Below are 17,511 nucleotides of genomic sequence, written 5' to 3'. Positions count from 1 at the left end.
CGCCGAGCCGCTGGTCCTCCGGTCCCGGCAGGTTCTCCGGTCGCCGGCCCTCCGCTCCGCTAGTCCTCCGGCAGCGCGTCGGCGACCATCACCGCGAACTCGTCCGGGGTCGCGATCCGTACGCCGAGGTCCTCCGCCTTCGCCCGTTTCGAGCCCGCGTTCTCGCCCGCCACCACCAGCGCCGTGCGCTTCGAGACGCTGGACGACGCCTTGCCGCCCGCACGCTCGATGACCTCGTTCATCTGGTTGCGGCTGAGCTTCTCCAGCGGCCCGGTCATCGCGCCGGTGACGACGACGGTCATGCCGGCCAGCGGCCCGGCGGGCAGCGCCGCCCCGTCTCCCGCCGTGGCTTCCTCTTCCGCCGGAGGCGTCGCCCCCGGCTCCGTCATGTTCACGCCCGCGGCGACGAGCTTGCTGATCAGCGGCCCCAGTTCGGCCAGTTCGGCCACGATCACCGGCGCCTTCTCCCCACCGATGCCCTCCACCCGCTGCACGGCCTCCGCGTCGGCCGCCCGCAGGTGGTCCATCGTCGCGAAGTGCCGGGCGATGCGGCGGGACATGGAGCGGCCGGTCCCGCGCACGCCGAGCGCCGCCAGGACGCGGGACAGCGGCCGGGTCCTGGCCCGGTCGATGGCGGCCAGCAGATTGTCCGCGCTGGTCTCGCCCATCCGGTCCAGCGGGAGGAGCTGCTCGCGCGTCAGCGTGAACAGGTCGGAGAAGTCGGTGACCAGGCCCGTGTCGACGAGCTGGACCACACGCGACGTCCCCAGGCCCTCGATGTCGAGCTGGTCGCGCCCGACGGCGTACGCGATGGACGCCACCACCCGGCAGTCGCGGCCGCGTACACACCGCCAGCGCTGCTCGCTGGCGTCGATCTCGGAACCGCACTGCGGGCAGGTCTCGGGGAAGACGATCGGCTGTTCGTCGCCGGTGCGCAGATGGGCGACGGGCGCCTCGATGCGCGGGATGATGTCGCCGGCCTTGTAGACCATCACCTGGTCACCGAGGCGCAGGTCGCGCCGTGTGATGTCGGCCGGGTTGTGCAGGGTGGCGTAGGTGACCGTGGACCCGTCGATCTCCACCGGTTCGAGCACGGCGCGCGGCGCGATGACTCCCGTGCGCCCGACGTTCCACTCCACGGCGATCAGCCGGGTGACCTTCTCGACCGCGGGCAGCTTGTACGCGATGGCCCACCGCGGCGCCCGCGATCCGGCCCCCGCCTGCCGCTGGTCCGCCGCCGCGTCGGCCTTGACGACGATCCCGTCGATGCCGAACGGCAGCTCGGGGCGCAGCGCCGCGATCTCCTCGATCCGGGCCTTCACCTCCTCGGCCGTGGCCGCTGTGCTCGGCGGCACGGCGGTGTCGGCCGCGGTGTGCACGCCGAGCGCGGCGACGCGCCGCAGGATCTCGCTGTGCGGCCACTCCGCCAGCCCCTCCCCGAGCTCCCCCGACCCGGCCAGCGGCAGGGCTCCGTACGCGAAGAACGTCATCTCCACCGTGTACGGACGGTCCTTGGCGCGCAGCGTGCCCGCCGCGCCGTTGCGCGGGTTGGCGAACGGCTCCCCGCCGTGCTCCGTGCGCACCGCGTTCGCCTTCTCGAACTGCTCGGTGGTCATGAGGACTTCGCCGCGCACCTCGAAGGTGGCCGGCTCGGTCAGCTCGCCGGGCAGCCCCACGACGCTGCCGAGCGCGTGCGAGACGTCCTCGCCCGCCGTGCCGTCCCCGCGCGTGACGAGCTGGACGAGTCTGCCGTGCCGGTAGCGGGCGGCGACGGCGAGGCCGTCGAGCTTCGGCTCGACGCTCCACCGCTCCACCGGCCGGCCGAGTCTGCGCTCCAGCGACGCCGTCCAGGTGACGAACTGCTCGGCGGAGAACACGTTGTCCAGCGACAGCATCGGCACGGTGTGCGGCACGTCCCCGACCGCGGCGCCACCGGCCACCTTCCCGGTCGGCGAGTCCAGCAGGACCTCGTCGGGGTGTGCCTGCTCGTACGCCTCGATCAGGCGCACCAGCCGGTCGTACGCGTCGTCGTCCAGCGCGCTGTCGCCCCGGGCGTAGTAGGCGGCGGCGGCGCGGGTCGCGGTCTGGACCGCCTCGGCGTACGCGGCGGAATGTGCGAGGGCGGCAGGTGTGTTCGTCATGCCGTTCATCCTGCCTCCCAGCACTGACAACGCCCCTGATCCACGCACCGGCGACCGTGCGGCTCCGCCTTCGTATCGAAGGCCAGTCGGGGGTTCGTACCACTGGACCTTCTGTTAATCTGCCCGCTCCTGGATGTTCGTCCACCCGTCCGTCTCCCCAAGCGCCCGCGGCCCACCGGGTGCAGCGAGGTGTCCCGTCCGTGTACAGCACTCCTTTCTCCCCCGCAGAAGCCAGAGCCGCGCGCGCCCGGATGGGACTGACCACGACTCAGGTCGCCCACGCGATGGCGGCGTGCGGCGCCCCCGCCCACCCGGACCTGATAGCCGGCTGGGAGCAGGGGTCCCATGTGCCCTCGGAGCCGCAGCTCTTCGCACTGGCCGATGTCCTGTGGTGCACGCCGACCACGCTGATGGGCGTCGAGCCGCGGACGCTCGCCGAGCACCGGCTCGCCAAGCTGCTGAGCGCGGAGCGGCTGGCGTACCGGATCGGCATGGACGCGGCCGCCTACCGGGCCGCCGAGGCGGCGCAGCGCTGGGACGGGGACCCGCGCCAGACCAGGGCCCTGTTGGACGCACTGGGGCTCTCCCTGCGGAAGTTGATCGGCATCATGGGCCGGGTCGACGAGCTGGCCGAGCACCTGCGGACGGCGATCGAGGGGCGGTGGAAGGCGCAGGTGGCTCCGGTGGCGGAGATCGTGTGCGTCGACGAGACCCTGGTGGGCGACGCGCTGCGGACGATGCACGCGCAGTTCGCGGAGTTCTCCGAGCGCTACATGGGTCATCTGGTGGCGCGCAACGACGACGCCCGGCTCAAGGAGATCGCCGCCGAGCGCGCCGCGTTCCTGCGCCGGCTGGTCGACCACTTCTGGGAGTTGATCGGCGAGCCGGGCGACGTGACGCCGTTCCCCGCGGTGGGCCGCTGACCCGACGCCGTTACGCCGCACCACCGCGAGGCGCCGGCCGGGGCCGGGAGGGCGTGTGCCCTCCCGGCCCGTGACCGGTGGCGCGGACGGCTCAGCGAGGGGTGGCGCCCCGGTAGGGCCGCGCCGGGCCGCCGGTGTCCACCGGTCCCCCCGTGTCCTCCGGGGCTTCCAGGTCGTCCCAGTCGATCTCCATCGTCTTGCGGCGCGTGAAGACGTTGAAGAACAGGTTGAGCGTGATGGCGGTGAGGCCGCCGAGCGTGATCCCGCTGTCCAGGACCGCCTGTACGTCGTCCGACATCCGGTCGAAGAACGACGGGACCGTGGTGGGCAGCAGGGCGGCGCCCAGACTGACCGCGAGGATCAGGGCGTTGCGTTCCTCCCGCAGGTCGGCCTTCCCCAGGATCTGGATGCCGACGGCGGCGACCATGCCGAACATGGAGATCGCCGCACCGCCCAGCACGGGCTGCGGAATCACGGCGACCAGGCTTCCGGCCTTCGGCAGCAGCCCCAGGATGATCATGAACACGCCGGCCGCGACCACGACGTACCGGCTCATCACCTTGGACATCCGCACGAGGCCGATGTTCTCGGCGAACGCCACGTACGGGAACGAGTTGAGAACGCCGCCGAGAACGGTCGCGACGCCGTCGGCCCGCAGCGCCCGGGCGACGGTGTCGCCGTCGACCTTCTTGCGGGTGATCTCCCCGATGGCGTACACGTCGCCGGTCGTCTCCACCATCGTGATCAGCATGACGACGGTCATGGCGACGATCGGGAGGAGTTCGAACCTCGGCATGCCGTAGTGGAACGGCGTGCTGACCCCGAACCAGTCGGCCTGCGCGACCGCGCCGAAGTGCACGTCGCCGAGGAGCCAGGCGACGGCCGTACCGCCGACGAGTCCGAGCAGCACGGCAAGGCTGCTGAGGAACGGCTTGCCGACGCGGACCAGCGCGAGGATGAACAGGAGCGTGCCGAGCGCGTACGCGAGGTTCTTCGGATCGCCGTACGCCGGGTCGTCCCCGCTCAGCTGCGAGCCGCCCGCCGCGTCCCGCAGGCCCACCGGTATGAGGGTGAGGCCGATGATGGTGAGGATCGTGCCGATGACGACGGGCGGGAAGTACTTCACCAGCCTGCTGAAGAACGGTGCGAGGAGGAACGTCGCCATGCCGGCCGTGATCACCGCCCCGTAGACGACGAGCAGCCCTGCGGTGCCGCCGCCCGCGCCCAGTCCGATGGCGATCATGGGAGAGACGGCGGTGAAGGTGACGCCCTGGACCAGGGGCAGTCTGGCGCCGATCCGCCAGACGCCGAGGGCCTGGATGATCGAGGCGACGCCGCAGGTCAGCAGGTCGGCGTTGATCAGGTAGACGAGTTCCTGGTGGGACAGGCCCAGGGCGTTGCCGAGGAGGATCGGGACGATCACCGCGGCCGCGTAGAACGCGAGGACGTGCTGGAAGCCGAAGAGGGTGAGCTTGGGGAGGGGCAGCCGGTGGTCGACGGGGTGGGTCTGCTGCCGGGAGAGGTCCCGGGCGGACTGCCGGCCGGAGCGGCGGGGGGACGGTGCGGCGGACTGTCGGGAGACTCGTGCCATCTCTGCCTTGCCTTCGCGAGGTAGGTGATTGAGAGAGGACCGCCGCCGTCGAGTCCCGGATGGCGGGAGGGAGGGCGGATCGGCTCGTACGGGAAGCCGACGTCTGGCGGAGTTGCCGACACCACGTCGCCCTGCGCTACACATTGCGTCCTGGATTGGCAGGACTTCCTTCGATTGGCACAGCAAAGCCCGCTTCACCCATGGGATCCGCAGGTGGCGCCGATCGGAGCGCTCACCTTAGAGCAACCTCGTCGTTCCTCGCGAGTAACCGGCGCCTCCACCGGAACGATCCTTTCCGGACGGCGTCGCCTAGGCTCTCGGTGCCATGAGGAGCAACCCCCCGCGCCTGGAGCCCAAGGCTGACAAGGACACCGTGCGCAGGCACAACCTGAGCCTGGTGCTGCGCGCCGTCCACGACGGTGGCGAGGCGACGCGCGCGGGGGTCGCCGCGCGGGTGGGCCTGACGCGGGCCGCCGTCTCCTCGCTGGTCGAGCAGTTGCTGGACAGCGGTTTCGTCACCGAGTCGGGCAAGACGTTCAGCGGGCAGGCGGGGCGGCCCGGCACCGTCCTGAAGGTGGCGCGCACGGGCGTCGCGGGCCTGGGGGTCGAGGTCAACATCGACTACGTGTCCGTGTGCGTGACCGATCTGTCCGGTGACGACCGGGTCCGCCTCGCCGAGCACACCGACAACCGCGCGGCCCCGCCCGCCGAGGTCCTGGCGCACGCCGCCGCGCTCGCCTCGCGGGCCCTGGGCTCGGCGGCCGAGCTGGATCTGCGCCCCGTCGGCGTGCGGCTGGCGCTCCCCGGCCTGGTGTCCGGCGGTACGGTCCGCCAGGCGCCCAACCTGGGCTGGAACGGCGTGGCGGCCGGGGAACTCTTCGCGCGGGCGCTCGCGCGACCACTGCCGGTCGGCTCGGACAACGAGGCGAACCTGGCGGCGCTGGCCGAGCTGTGGTTCGGCGGTGTGGGCCGGGAGCGCACGTTCCTCTACCTGAGCGGGGAGATCGGCGTGGGCGGCGCCCTCGTGCTGGGCGGCGAACTGCTGCGCGGGGCCCACGGTTTCGCCGGGGAGATCGGCCACGTCGTGGTGGACCCCGCCGGGCCCGCGTGCCGCTGCGGTTCGCGGGGCTGCCTGGAGCAGTACGCCGGCCAGCGGGCGGTGCTGCGGGCGGCGGGCATCGACGAGAACGCGGGGCTGCCGGGCATGGCGGAGCTCGAATCCCGGGCCCGCGCGGACGACACCCGGGCCGTCGAGGCGATCCGCCGGGCCGGGTCGACGCTGGGGCTCGTCCTGTCCGGCGCGGTGAACCTCCTCGATCCGGACGCGGTGGTGCTCGGCGGCATCTACCGGACCCTGATGCCGTGGCTGGCGCCCCCCGCCGCCCGGGAGCTTGACCGCAGGGTGGTGTCGGGTCTCTGGTCGGGCGACAGCGGCCGCCTGCGCGCCTCGTCCCTGACCGGCGACGCGTCACGCGGCGCGGCGGCCCTGGTGGTCCGCGACGCGCTGGCGGACCCGGCGGCGTACGCCTAGACGACCGGGCGGGCCGCGCGCCGGCCGCCGGCGCCGCTAGCCGCGTACGCCCAGCAGGTGGTCCAGGGCCAGTTGGTCGAGCACCTCGAAGGACATGCTCCGCTCCGCCGCCGCCGTCACGTCGAAGTCCTCGTACGCGCCCCGGTCGGCGAGCAGCGCCGTGAGACCGTCGGCGGCGGTCGGGCGGGCGAGGTCGTCGAGCCGGGAGGCGCGCAGGGCGTCCTGGACCTCCGGGTCGGCGCGGAAGGCGGCGGCGCGCTCCTTCAGGATCAGGTAGTTGCGCATGCAGCCGGCCGCCGAGGCCCACACGCCGTCCACGCCGTCGGTGCGCACCGGCTTGAAGTCGAAGTGCCGGGGGCCGTCATAGCCCGCCGTCTCCAGGAGGTCGACGAGCCAGAAGGCCTGGCGCAGGTCGCCGGCGCCGAAGCGGAAGTCCTGGTCGTACTTGATGCCGGTCTGGCCGTTGAGGTCGATGTGGAACAGCTTTCCCGCCCACAGGGCCTGCGCGATGCCGTGCGGGAAGTTGAGCCCGGCCATCTGCTCGTGGCCCGTCTCGGGGTTCACGCCGACCAGGCCGGGGCGCTCCAGGCGCTCGATGAACGCCAGCGCGTGGCCGATGGTGGGCAGCAGGATGTCGCCGCGCGGCTCGTTCGGCTTGGGTTCGATGGCGAAGCGCAGGTCGTACCCCTGCTCGGTGACGTACGCGCCGAGCAGGTCGAAGGCTTCCTTCATGCGGTCGAGGGCGACGCGGACGTCCTTCGCCGCCCCCGACTCGGCTCCCTCGCGGCCGCCCCAGGCGACGTAGGTGCTCGCTCCGAGCTCGACGGCGAGGTCGATGTTGCGGATGGTCTTGCGCAGGGCGTAGCGGCGGACGTCGCGGTCGTTGGCGGTGAACGCGCCGTCCTTGAACACCGGGTGGGTGAACAGGTTGGTGGTGGCCATCGGCACCTTCATGCCGGTGGCGTCCAGTGCCTGGCGGAACCGCTTGACGCACGCCTCGCGCTCGGCGTCCGAGGAGCCGAAGGGGATGAGGTCGTCGTCGTGGAAGGTGACGCCGTGCGCGCCGAGCCCGGCCAGCCGCCGGACGGTCTCGACCGGATCGAGGGCCGGGCGGGTGGCCGTGCCGAAGGGGTCGACGCCCTGCCAGCCGACGGTCCACAGGCCGAAGGTGAACTTGTCGTCCGGGGTGGGGGTGAAGCGCTCCGACATACGACCGTCCTCCATTTGTTTGTTGACATGACTAATACGCCACGACCAATCTGTTCCACAGAAGACAACCGAGGAAACGAGGGGTCCCATGACGCCGAGCACGGTCGTCGTCGGGGTGGACAGTTCGACGCAGTCCACCAAGGCCGCGTTCACCGACGCCGCGACCGGCCGGCTGCTGGCACTCGGGCGCGCGCCGCACCGGGTCACCGGCGGGGCGGGGGCCCGCGAGAGCGACCCCGAGGAGTGGTGGCGGGCGCTCGGCGAGGCCGTGGCCGCCGGGCTGCGGGAGGCGGGGGTGCCGGCCTCGGCGGTCGCCGGCATCGCGGTCGCGGGCCAGCAGCACGGCCTGGTGGTCCTCGACGGCCACGGGCGGCCGCTGCGCCCGGCCCTGTTGTGGAACGACACCCGTGCGGCTCCGCAGGCCGCCGCCCTCGCGGGGGCGCTCGGCGGCCCGGCCGCCTGGGCGGCGCGTACCGGATCCGTCCCCGTCGCCTCCATGACGGCCGCGAAGTGGCAGTGGCTGCGCGAGCACGAGCCGTACGCCGCCGAGTCGGCCGCCGCCGTGCGCCTCCCCCACGACTTCCTCACCGAGCGCCTCGCCGGGGTGGCCGCGACCGACCCGGGCGACGCCTCGGGCACCTGCTGGTACTCCACCGCCACCGGCGCGTACGACACCGAGATCCTGGGCCTGGTCGGACTGGACGAGAGTCTGCTGCCGCCCGTGGCACCCACCGGCGCCACCCGCGTCGGCTCCCTCACGCGTGCGGCGGCCGAACGGCTCGGCCTGCCCGCGGGGATCGCGGTGGCGGCGGGCACCGGCGACAACATGGCGGCGGCGGTCGGGCTGGGCCTCGGCGGCGCCGGCCTGCTGGACCACCCGGTGCTCGGCCTGGGCACCTCCGGCACCGTGTTCGCGGCGACCCGGACCCGCCCTGCCTCCGCTGCCCTCGCGGGCTTCGCGTCGGCCGACGGCGGCTACCTGCCGCTCGCCTGCACGCTGAACTGCACCCTCGCCGTCGACAAGGTGGCCGCCCTGCTGGGCCTGGACCGCGACGACGCCGCGCCGGGCGGCGAGGCGGTGCTCCTGCCCTACCTCGACGGCGAACGCACCCCCGACCTCCCCGCCGCCTCCGGCGTCCTGACCGGACTGCGCCACGACACCACACCGCGTCAGCTCCTGGGCGCCGCCTACGAGGGCGCGGCCGTCACCGTGCTGCGCGCCCTCGACGAGGTGGTGCGCGCCTGCGGCCTGGACCCCGCCGACCCCGCCGTCGCGTCGCGCCCGCTGCGGCTGGTCGGGGGCGGGGCGCGGGGCCGTACGTGGGTGGAGACGGTACGCCGCCTCTCCGGCCGGCCGCTCCTGATCCCGGCGGCAGGCGAACTGGTCGCCCTCGGCGCGGCGGCGCTCGCCGCGGGCGCGGCGAGCGGCCGGGACGCGGTGGAGGTGGCGGGCGAGTGGGGCACGGGGAACGGCAGGCTGGTGCCGCCGGTGGAGCGGGACCGGGCCACCTGGTACCGGGTCACGTCGGTAATCGACGGCCTCGTCGCCGGCGGGAGCCCCGGCTAGAGAGCGGGGCGCCGCCCCTCACCGCCGCCGCGATCCCGGCCGGCCCGGGGGCGTGCGCGCCGTCGCGACCGGCCCCCGCCCGCGACGGCGCGCACCCGCAGGACCGGCCGCCCCCAGCGGCGTACGACCCCGCGAGGGCGGCCGCCCGGGCCCCCTGAAACCGCCGGCCTCGTCAAACCTTGCGGGCCACGCCCGTGTACCCCGGGATCGGGTCGTCGCCGGCGACCGGGACCACTTCGCCCAGTTCCGGCCGCCATTCGGCGGCCAGCGAGACACCCGGTTCGACGAGCTCGTACCCGTCGAAGAACGCGCTGAACTCCGCGCGGGAGCGCGGCCGAAGCGTCAGCCCCTTCGCCGAGTACAGCGCCGACGCCTTCGCCGCGCCCTCCGGGTCGAAGTCCCCCGTGACGTGCGAGAGCACCAGGTAACTGCCGGGCGCCAGCCGGTCCATGAGCCGGTTCACCAGCGCGTGCGCGCCGTCCTCGTCGCCCACGAAGTGCAGCAGCGCGACCAGCGACAGGGCGACCGGCTGCGAGAAGTCGAGCGTCTTGCCGGCCCGCTCCAGGATCAGGTCGGGCTCCCGGGCGTCCGCCTGGATGTACTCCGTGGCGCCCTCGGGCGTGGACCGCAGCAACGCCTCCGCGTGGGCCAGCACGATCGGGTCGTTGTCGCAGTAGACGATGCGCGCGTCGGGGGCGGTCCGCTGGGCGACCTGGTGGAGGTTCGGCTCGGTCGGTATGCCCGTACCGATGTCGAGGAACTGCCGTACGCCGTTCTCGGCGAGCCAGCGCGTGGCCCGGTGCATGAACGCCCGGTTGACCCGCGCCATGTCGCGCCCCCGCGAGTCGAGGGTGAGGAGCTGGCGGGCCATCTCCTCGTCGACCGGGTAGTTGTCCTTGCCGCCCAGGAACCAGTCGTACATGCGCGCCGGGTGCGGCTTGCTGGTGTCGATCTCGACGGCGGTGCGGTCTTGCCCGGTCATACGGCGCTCCATGGGTGGGGGTGAACGGTGGACGGGCGGCCGGGTGGCGGCCCGGGAACGGGGTCGCGGGACAGTGGTCGTGGGCAGTGGCCGGGAACGGGCGTCCGGCGGGTCCGTGCGGGTCAGGTGAGCAGGAAGTCGGCCTGGCCCGCCTTCGCCCCCCGGATGAACGCGGCGATCTCGCCGGGGGTGTAGATCAGCGCGGGCCCCTCGGGGTCGGCGGACTGCCGGACGGCGACTCTGCCGTCGGACAGCTTCATGGCTTCGATGCAGTTGCCGCCGTTGCCGCCGCTCCACGGCTTGTACCAGCCCTCCGCGGGCAGGTCGTTGGCGGGCATGCCGTTGTATATGGGGTCCATCTCACAGCTCCTCGCGGAGATCCTTGAGGATCTCCTTCGTGCGTTGTGCAGTCGCGGCCTGAGCCGCCATGCGGTCCATGACCTCCAGGTGGGCCGCCACCTCGGGGCGCGCGTCGAGATAGACGGCGCCGGTCAGGTACTCGCTGTAGACCATGTCCGGGAGTTCCGGCACGGCGAAGCGGAAGAGGACGAACGGGCCGTAGGTGCCGGGGTGGTGGCCCGTCGCGAACTCGGCTATCTGCAGCGTGACGTTGGGTCTCTCGACGGCCTCCAGGAGCCGGTCGATCTGCTCCCCCAGCACGTTCGGGCTGCCCACCGGACGCCGCAGCACCGTCTCGTCCATGACGACCCACAGTCTCGGGGCGTCGGGGCGGGTGAGGAGGCTCTGGCGCTCCATGCGCAGGGCCACATGCCGCTCGATGGCCTCGGCGCTCCCGGCGCCGGACTGGCCGAGGGCTCCGCCGCGCATGATGGCGCGGGCGTAGCTCTCGGTCTGGAGGAGGCCCGGGACGAACTGCGGCTCGTACGCCCTGATGAGCGACGCGGCGCCCTCCAGGCTCACGTACATGCTGAACCAGTCCGGCAGGATGCCGTGGAACCGCTGCCACCAGCCCGGCTTGTTCGCCTCTTCGGCCAGCTCGACGAAGGACGCGATGTCCTCGGGGCCGTGGCCGTAGGCCTGGAGCAGGAGTTGTACGTAAGGGATCTTGAGCGCGACCTCGGCGGTCTCCATCCGCCGGATGGTCGCCGGGGTGACGCGAAGGACCTTGGCGGCCTCGTCGCGGCTCAGGCCGGCCCGTTCGCGCAGATCCAGCAGGCGCTTGCCGAGAACGACCTGACCGACCGTCGGGGCGGACCGCGGTTCACTCACTTCAGACCTCCCCATGGGCTGTTGCGAGCAGTGTGCCACGCGGTCGCGACCCAAGACACGACACTCTGCAATTTTCATTGTGACCCTTGCCAAGTGTCGCTTTCGGAGGGAGAGTTGCGCGGTGAACCAGAACACGCGGACGCCGTCGCTGCCCACCGGGGGGAAGCAGCAGTCGGCCCTGCCCCCCACACCGTGAGGAAACGCTCGTGGCACATGGCACCGCCCTCGTCCCCCCGCTCATGGACCACTGCCGGGGAACGGCCATACGCCGTTACGGGTTCGAACTGCCGGGCCGCGCCGAGTTCGTGGCGGCCGCCCGCCGCCTGACCAGGCAGCAGCTGACGCAGTGGGGCATCGGCGAGGACACCTGCGACGCGGCGGCGCTGATCGTCTCCGAGCTGTTCACCAATGCCGTGCTGCACACCGCGAGCGAGCGGGTCGTCTGCGAACTGCGCGACAGCGACGGCCGTCTGCGGGTCGCCGTCAAGGACCAGGGGCGGCGCCCCACGGGCCCGCGCCTGCGCCACGCCGGCGACGACGAGCACGGGCGGGGGCTTCAGCTCGTCGACACCCTGAGCAGCTTCTGGGGCACGCGCGACGCCGCGGACGGGCCCGGGCGCATCGTCTGGGCGGAGGTTCCTTGCTGAGGTCCGTGATGACCGGTCTGCCGGCCGGCCGCCTGTCGCGCGGGCTCCGTGAGCGGAGCGGTTACGACCTCGCCTCGTCGCGGAGCACCGCCCCCGACGGCGGCGCGAGCGGCGGGCCGGTCCGCCTGCCCCTGCCGCCCGGCTTCACCACACCGCTGGGCTGCGACGCGGTGGGGCTTCCCGCGCGGCACGGGTTCCGGACGATGGCGCACCTGTCCCGGCCCGGCTGCGTCTTCGCCGACACCGACTGGTGGTGGTGGATCGTGCCCGCCGAGTCGGACCTCGGACTCTCCTGGCCGCAGCCCGCCCGTTACGTTCCCGGGGCGTACGTGCCGACGCGTCCGCGCCTGATCCACCTGCCGGAGGCGAGCGCGCCGTACACGCCGCCGATTCCGCTGTACCTGATGGTCTGCCGGGTCGCGGGCACCGCTCCGGCGTGGTCCACTGTGCCGCATCAGGGGTCCTGACCTGCCGCACGCGATGGCCTGTTCCGGCGCCGCGCCCTGGACAGCGCATGCCGTCCGCGCGTCAATCCCCTGAGTGCCGGTACTGGCATGCCCATGCTCAGGGGAGGGATCTCCGCGCCATGAACAGACCCACGCCGCGCCGGCACGCCCCGCGCGCCCTGGCCGCCGCCGCCGTCGCGCTCACCACGGTAGTCCTGGCCTCCGGGCCGCCCGCCACCGCCCGGCCCGCCGCCCCGCCCGGCGCCGCCGAGCCGGGCAGAACGTCCGTCGTCACCTGGGCCGCGAGCGCGGACCGGCTGTCCACCGCGGGCGCCGCCCCCGAACGGACGTACCGGCTCGTCGTGCGCACCAGCGCGGGCGGCGACGGGCTGCGGATCCGGCTCTCCAACGCCTTCGGCACCCGGCCCGTGACCTTCGGCCGCGCCCACGCCGGACTGCGGGCCACCGGGGCCGCCCTGGTGCCGGGCACCAACCGGCCGCTGTCCTTCGCCGGTTCGCCCTCGGTGACCGTCCCGCCCGGCGGATCCGTCTCCAGCGACCCGCTGCCCGGCACGGTACGGCCCCGGTCCGACCTGGCCGTCAGCCTGTACGTACGCGACGCGGGCGGCGCCGCCACCGGGCACCGGATGGCACTCCAGACGTCGTACGTCGCACCCTCGGGCGACCACGCCTCCGACGACACCGCGACGGCGTACACCCAGCCGGTCACCTCGTGGTTCTACCTCGACGCCGTGACCGTGAACGCCCGGCGCGGCACGAGCGCGGTCGCCGCCCTCGGCGACTCGATCACCGACGGCGCCCTGTCCACCCGCGACACCAACCGCCGCTGGCCGGACTTCCTGGCCCGGAGGCTGGACGCCGACGCCGGTACGCGCGTCAAGGGTGTCGCGAACGAGGGGATCTCGGGCAACAAGGTCCTCAAGGACGGCTCCGGCGAGAGCGCGCTCAAACGGCTCGACCGGGACGTGCTCACGCAGGCCGGCGTGCGGACGGTGGTGCTGCTCGAAGGGGTCAACGACATCAAGTCCGTTCCCGCGCCGACGGCCGCCGAACTGATCGCCGGATACCGGCAGATCGTCGACCGGTCGCACGCGGCGGGCGTGTGCGTCGTGGGGGCGACGGTCATGCCGTACGAGGGCTGGCGGGAGTGGACGCCGGCGGGCGAGGCGGTGCGGCAGGAGGTCAACGCGTTCGTCCGGGAGAGCGGCGCGTTCGACGCCGTCGTCGACTTCGACCGGGCCGTCATGGACCCGGCCGCGCCGTCCCGCATCCTCCCGGCGTACAACAGCGGCGACCATCTCCACCCCAACGACCTGGGGATGCGCAGGATGGCCGACATCGTCGACCTGAAGAGCCTGCGCTGCCACCGGCGCTGACGGCCCGCGACCGGGGCCGCTCCGGCGGAGGGCCGTGTCCGCGACACGCTCCCCACCCCCGCGCGGCCCGGCAGGCGCTCCTCAGAGCGCGCGCAGCTCCTGCCTGGCCCGCCGCACCAGTCCGTCGGCGCTGCGCTTCTCGGCGAGGGCCAGGCCGCGGGACAGCTCGCCGGCCGACCGGGCCGCGATGCCGTACTCGACCCGGGCCAGGGCGTGCTCGTACGCGCACGGGGACCCTTCGAGGAACGCCACCGCCTTGGCGAGCAGTTCGACGGCACGTTCGCCCTCCTCCAGGGCCGCGGCGCAGCGCAGCGACTCCCCGATGGCGGTGTCCGTGCCGAAGCGCTCCGCGCGGTCCCGTACGTGCGCGGCGAGAGCGGCGGCGCGGTCCGGGTCGTCGGCGGCCACCGCCCGGGCGAGGTCGCTCGCCCAGGGGGCCATGACGCCGTTGTGCCGGCCGCGAGCGGTCAACGCCGCCCCCGCCGCCTCGAGTTCGGCGACGGCCTCCTTCGTCCGGCCCTGCGCGAGCAGCAGCCTCCCCCGTACGCACTGGGCGTCGGGGATGACGATCGACGACGGGTACGGAGGGGCGAACCCGTGACGCTCCGCGGCCTCCCACGCGGCGCCGATCCTGCCGCGCGCGAGCAGGGTGTCGATCAGCATGCACGCGGCGTCCCAGTGCATCGGCAGGCCGTTGCCGACGCGCTCGGCCAGCCGCAGGCTCTCGCGCAGGTACATCTCCGCCTGGGCGAGCTTTCCGCGCCTGCGGTTGAGGTAGCCGACGAGCGCGTGGGCGAAGGCCAGGTGCCCGCCGCTCCAGCCCGAGATCTCGAAGGCACGCAGGGCCTCGTCGAAGAGGCTCTCGGCCCGGTCGAGCCGGTCCGCGAAGGCGTACGTGAGACCGAGCAGCGCCGGGGGTTCGAAGCCCCACGCCGTGTTGGTCCAGCCGAGGCCCGGGGCGAGCATGCCGTCGACCAGTGCGCGGTCGCAGATCTGGACGATCTCCTCGGCGTTCTCGCCGCGTGCCGTCCCGTCGAAGGCCCTCAGTATGAGCAGGACCCGTTCGGAGTTGTCGCGGCCCTCCAGGCCCTCGGCCATCTCGGCGAGGCGCCGGGAGCGCCCGGGCCCGTCGTCCTCGGCCGCCTGTACGCCCTCCCACAGGAAGTGCACCGCCTGGAGCCGCATTCTGGTGGGGCCGGCGGCGGTCCGCGCGACCTCGTCGGCCACGACCTGCGCCGCCTCCCGTGTCTGGTTGTTGTGCGTGAGCGCCTGGGAGAGCCGGAAGACCGCGTCCACCCGCTGGCCGGCGTCGAGGCCCGGCATCCCGAGCGCGTCCCGCAGGTGGCCCACGGTCGTGGCGGGCGAGGTGAGGAGCGTGGCGCAGCCCAGTTCGTACAGCACCGGGGCGTACTCCTCCGGCAGCGGGGGCTCCTGGAGAGCGCGTTCGAGGCAGCGCCGGGCGGCGTCCGGCGCGCCGACGGCGAGGTGCTCGGAGGCGGCCTCGCGCAACTGGGCGACCAGCTCGGGGTCGTCGTCCGGGTGGACTTCCAGGAGGTGGCGGGCCGCGGCCGCCGCGCCCCGGCCCGCGCGGGTGACCGCCCAGGCGGCCCGGCCGTGCATGGCCGTGCGGGTGGCGGACGGAATGGCGCGGTAGACGGCGCCCGCGATGAGCGGGTGGACGAACTCCGTGGGGTCCGTACCGGCGAGGATGCGGGCCGCGCGCAGGCGTTCGGCGCAGTCGGCGGCCTCCGCGTCGCCCAGGCCGGCGAGCGACGCCGCGAGGTCGAGCGAGATCTCCGTGCCGAGGATGGCGGCCGCCCAGGCGAACCGGGTGGTGTCGGTGCCCAGTTCCTCGAGCCGGGCGATCAGGCCGGTGCCGCGCGCGGCGGCGCCGAGGGCGCGCAGGGCGCCCGCCGACGCCTCGACGGGGTCCAGGCGTTCGTCGCGCACCTTGGCGACGAGCTCGACGGTCTCGTAGAGGTTGCCGCCGGTGACCGCCCACACCTCCCGGCAGAACGGGTCGTCCGCGTGCTCGCCGAGGGCGGCCCGGGCGAGGCTCGCCACGGCGTCGGGGGTGAGCGCCCGCAGCGACACGCACTGCCCGGCGGCGGCCTCCATCGCCCGGATGAACTCCGCGGTCTCGTCGTCCGCCTCCTCGGTGCGGTACGCGATGACGACGAGCACGGGAAGGTCCTCGCGCTGGACGAAGGACGCCAGCCAGCCGAGGGTTTCCAGATCGCACCAGTGCGCGTCGTCGACGAGCAGCACCAGCGGCCGGTGCGTGTCGGCCAGGCGCAGCAGCAGCGTGTCCAGTCCGTCGCGGACGCCCTGGGGGTCGGCCCGGCCGTCGGGCGGGGCCACGCCGAGCGCGGGACCGATGATCTCGTAGCCGTCGCCGAGCAGTTCCCTGGTGTCCACCGTGCCGGGCAGGGCGACGGCGGGCTGCAGCAGTTGCCGTACGACGTGGAAGGGCACGGAGGTGACGGTCTCGCCACCGCGCGCCGACCACACGGTGCACCGTCCGGCGGCCAGCCGCCGGATCTCGGACAGCAGGGCCGTCTTGCCGATGCCGGCCTCGCCGCTGCAGACGAGGACTCCACCGGTCGGCACGTCCGCGCAGAGCGCTTCGACAGCGCCTGCGGCGGCCGCGAGTTCCGTCTCGCGCTCCAGCAGCGGGACGGTGACCGGGCGCTCCGGGCCGGACACCATCATCCCTCCCCAAACCATGGCGGACCTCGAGCGTAGCCCGGCGACGCGGTGGGTGGAATCGTTCCGCGCACTTTGGTCCGGTACGAGTGAACGAGCGTTACCCGCAGGCTCCGTCACTGGTCGGCCCGGCTTGCGGATTCGGGGGCTCCGGTCAACGCGCGTACACCTGCGGTCGTATACGACCGGCGCGCGGACGGGACGTCAGCTCCCGGAAGCCCCCGCTCCGTACCGGCGCCCGGCGCCCGGCCGGTCCGCCCCCAGGCCGCCCCTCCCGCCCGGGCCCGCAGGCCGGTCCGCCGTCACGGGGTGCCCGGCGTCCGCGTCACCCGCGCCTCCGGTACGGAGCCGAGGCCCGTCCGCAGCGCGACGGCGGCCGCGTATCCGTCGGGCGCGGCCACGTCGGCGACGCGCCACCCCGGCGGATGGTTCGCCGCCGCCGGGCCGGTGCCGAGGTAGTCCAGCGAGAGACCGCGGGCGAGGCCGACGCCGAGGCCCTTGAGGTACGCCTCCTTGCGCGCCCAGACGCGCGCGAACGCGGCGCTCCTCGCGGCCTCCGGCAGGGCCAGCAGCTCGGCCCTCTCGCGCGGATGCAGCTCCCCCGCGACCTCGTTCACGACACCCGGTCGCGGCGCCGCCTCCACGTCCACTCCCACGGGCACCGCCGCACAGGCGATCAGGGCCACGCTGCCGCTGTGCGACAGCGAGAAGTGCACCGGCCCGTCCGCCGTGGCGGGCCGCCCGTGCGGGCCGCCGCAGGACACGCACGGCTCCCGGTGCAGCCGGACCGCGCCGGGTGCCAGGCCCAGGCAGGCGCCCAGCATCGACCTGAGCGCCACGTGGGCCGTGACGTAGCACCTGCGGTCGGCCTCGCGGACGAAGGCCGCCGCGCGCTCCTTCTCCCCGTCGTCGAGTACGCCGCCGGCCAGCCGCATCGCGGCGTCTCCCTGCAGCTCGGCGTCCACGCTCCACAGCACGGGCGCCGCGTGGCCGCCCCGCCCGGACGGCTCCGGCCGGGCGAAGGCGGCGGGCTCCTCGAACACCGCGGGCGTGGGTTCGTACATCACGGTTGCGTTCACCGGCCGAGCATAGGCAGTTCGTGTGCGATCGCCGAAGCGGGCCGGCCCGCACGCGACCGCGC

General features: G+C 73.9%; 14 protein-coding genes. 6 read left to right on the top strand and 8 right to left on the bottom strand.

The genetic code is table 11. The annotated features are described in order from the left end of the window. Nucleotides 1-59 precede the first annotated feature (59 nt). Nucleotides 60-2,150 (bottom strand): NAD-dependent DNA ligase LigA, encoded by a 2,091-nt coding sequence (gene ligA / locus IE185_RS17560; RefSeq protein WP_138898428.1) that lies wholly within the window; start codon nucleotides 2,148-2,150, stop codon nucleotides 60-62. Between the two features lie 191 nt (nucleotides 2,151-2,341). Here ligA and IE185_RS17555 point away from each other — a divergent pair, with 191 nt between their 5' ends. Next, a complete protein-coding gene (locus IE185_RS17555; protein WP_229843566.1) occupies nucleotides 2,342-3,064 on the top strand; it encodes a transcriptional regulator in 723 nt (240 codons plus the stop codon). 91 nt (nucleotides 3,065-3,155) lie between these two features. Here the strand turns inward: IE185_RS17555 and IE185_RS17550 are convergent, their stop codons facing one another. Beyond that, the gene (locus tag IE185_RS17550) at nucleotides 3,156-4,655 is read right to left on the bottom strand and encodes a nucleobase:cation symporter-2 family protein (RefSeq protein WP_189715471.1); all 1,500 of its coding nucleotides are present in this window, start codon (nucleotides 4,653-4,655) and stop codon (nucleotides 3,156-3,158) included. 325 nt (nucleotides 4,656-4,980) lie between these two features. Between IE185_RS17550 and IE185_RS17545 the strand changes: the two genes are divergently transcribed. Next, nucleotides 4,981-6,186 carry an ROK family transcriptional regulator gene (locus IE185_RS17545; protein WP_138898710.1) on the top strand — a complete coding sequence of 402 codons (1,206 nt, stop codon included), beginning with the start codon at nucleotides 4,981-4,983 and terminating at the stop codon, nucleotides 6,184-6,186. 36 nt (nucleotides 6,187-6,222) lie between these two features. On the opposite strand, the gene xylA is transcribed toward IE185_RS17545, so the two are convergent. Next, nucleotides 6,223-7,395: a xylose isomerase gene (gene xylA, locus IE185_RS17540; RefSeq protein WP_138898711.1), complete on the bottom strand. Its 1,173-nt coding sequence runs from the start codon at nucleotides 7,393-7,395 to the stop codon at nucleotides 6,223-6,225. 88 nt (nucleotides 7,396-7,483) lie between these two features. On the opposite strand from xylA, the gene xylB reads away from it, so the two are divergent. Next, complete coding sequence (gene xylB / locus IE185_RS17535) at nucleotides 7,484-8,962, top strand: xylulokinase (protein WP_189715469.1); 1,479 nt, start codon at nucleotides 7,484-7,486, stop codon at nucleotides 8,960-8,962. Between the two features lie 172 nt (nucleotides 8,963-9,134). Here xylB and IE185_RS17530 read toward each other — a convergent pair whose 3' ends face one another. From IE185_RS17530 to IE185_RS17520, 3 genes are all read right to left on the bottom strand, one after another. After that, entirely contained in the window at nucleotides 9,135-9,944 is an 810-nt protein-coding gene (locus IE185_RS17530; RefSeq protein ID WP_138898901.1) for an SAM-dependent methyltransferase, read from the bottom strand. Between the two features lie 122 nt (nucleotides 9,945-10,066). Beyond that, nucleotides 10,067-10,303, bottom strand: a complete 237-nt coding sequence (locus IE185_RS17525) for a DUF397 domain-containing protein (RefSeq protein WP_138898902.1) — start codon at nucleotides 10,301-10,303, stop codon at nucleotides 10,067-10,069. A gap of 1 nt (nucleotide 10,304) precedes the next feature. Next, nucleotides 10,305-11,174, bottom strand: coding sequence for a Sco1979 family transcriptional regulator (locus IE185_RS17520; RefSeq protein ID WP_138898903.1), 870 nt, complete (start codon nucleotides 11,172-11,174; stop codon nucleotides 10,305-10,307). Between the two features lie 206 nt (nucleotides 11,175-11,380). Here IE185_RS17520 and IE185_RS17515 point away from each other — a divergent pair, with 206 nt between their 5' ends. The 3 genes from IE185_RS17515 to IE185_RS17505 all read left to right on the top strand — a co-directional run bounded on the left by IE185_RS17515 (nucleotide 11,381) and on the right by IE185_RS17505 (nucleotide 13,664). Next, nucleotides 11,381-11,821: an ATP-binding protein gene (locus IE185_RS17515; RefSeq protein WP_138898904.1), complete on the top strand. Its 441-nt coding sequence runs from the start codon at nucleotides 11,381-11,383 to the stop codon at nucleotides 11,819-11,821. Further along, a complete protein-coding gene (locus IE185_RS17510; protein WP_229843565.1) occupies nucleotides 11,815-12,288 on the top strand; it encodes a hypothetical protein in 474 nt (157 codons plus the stop codon). Before IE185_RS17515 ends, IE185_RS17510 begins: the two co-directional genes overlap by 7 nt. Nucleotides 12,289-12,407: 119 nt before the next feature. After that, on the top strand, nucleotides 12,408-13,664 hold the full coding sequence (locus IE185_RS17505) for an SGNH/GDSL hydrolase family protein (RefSeq protein WP_189715468.1): 1,257 nt from the start codon (nucleotides 12,408-12,410) through the stop codon (nucleotides 13,662-13,664). An 81-nt stretch (nucleotides 13,665-13,745) separates the two neighbouring features. On the opposite strand, the gene IE185_RS17500 is transcribed toward IE185_RS17505, so the two are convergent. Together IE185_RS17500 and IE185_RS17495 are read right to left on the bottom strand one after the other, a co-directional pair. Further along, a complete protein-coding gene (locus tag IE185_RS17500) occupies nucleotides 13,746-16,376 on the bottom strand; it encodes an ATP-binding protein (RefSeq protein ID WP_229843564.1) in 2,631 nt (876 codons plus the stop codon). Nucleotides 16,377-16,672: 296 nt separating this feature from the next. After that, nucleotides 16,673-17,449, bottom strand: coding sequence for a 4'-phosphopantetheinyl transferase family protein (locus tag IE185_RS17495; RefSeq protein WP_229843563.1), 777 nt, complete (start codon nucleotides 17,447-17,449; stop codon nucleotides 16,673-16,675). Nucleotides 17,450-17,511 lie beyond the last annotated feature (62 nt).

It is taken from the genome of Streptomyces chryseus, assembly GCF_014650755.1.
GTDB lineage: Bacteria > Actinomycetota > Actinomycetes > Streptomycetales > Streptomycetaceae > Streptomyces > Streptomyces chryseus.
This window is presented reverse-complemented; position numbering and strand designations above follow the sequence as displayed.

What these genes read in the sequence shown, in the direction of transcription:
- ligA (WP_138898428.1), bottom strand. Translation starts at nt 2,150, where the DNA reads ATGAACGGCATGACGAACACACCTGCCGCCCTCGCACATTCCGCCGCG.
- IE185_RS17550 (WP_189715471.1), bottom strand. Translation starts at nt 4,655, where the DNA reads ATGGCACGAGTCTCCCGACAGTCCGCCGCACCGTCCCCCCGCCGCTCC.
- IE185_RS17545 (WP_138898710.1), top strand. Translation starts at nt 4,981, where the DNA reads ATGAGGAGCAACCCCCCGCGCCTGGAGCCCAAGGCTGACAAGGACACC.
- xylA (WP_138898711.1), bottom strand. Translation starts at nt 7,395, where the DNA reads ATGTCGGAGCGCTTCACCCCCACCCCGGACGACAAGTTCACCTTCGGC.
- xylB (WP_189715469.1), top strand. Translation starts at nt 7,484, where the DNA reads ATGACGCCGAGCACGGTCGTCGTCGGGGTGGACAGTTCGACGCAGTCC.
- IE185_RS17530 (WP_138898901.1), bottom strand. Translation starts at nt 9,944, where the DNA reads ATGACCGGGCAAGACCGCACCGCCGTCGAGATCGACACCAGCAAGCCG.
- IE185_RS17525 (WP_138898902.1), bottom strand. Translation starts at nt 10,303, where the DNA reads ATGGACCCCATATACAACGGCATGCCCGCCAACGACCTGCCCGCGGAG.
- IE185_RS17505 (WP_189715468.1), top strand. Translation starts at nt 12,408, where the DNA reads ATGAACAGACCCACGCCGCGCCGGCACGCCCCGCGCGCCCTGGCCGCC.
- IE185_RS17500 (WP_229843564.1), bottom strand. Translation starts at nt 16,376, where the DNA reads ATGATGGTGTCCGGCCCGGAGCGCCCGGTCACCGTCCCGCTGCTGGAG.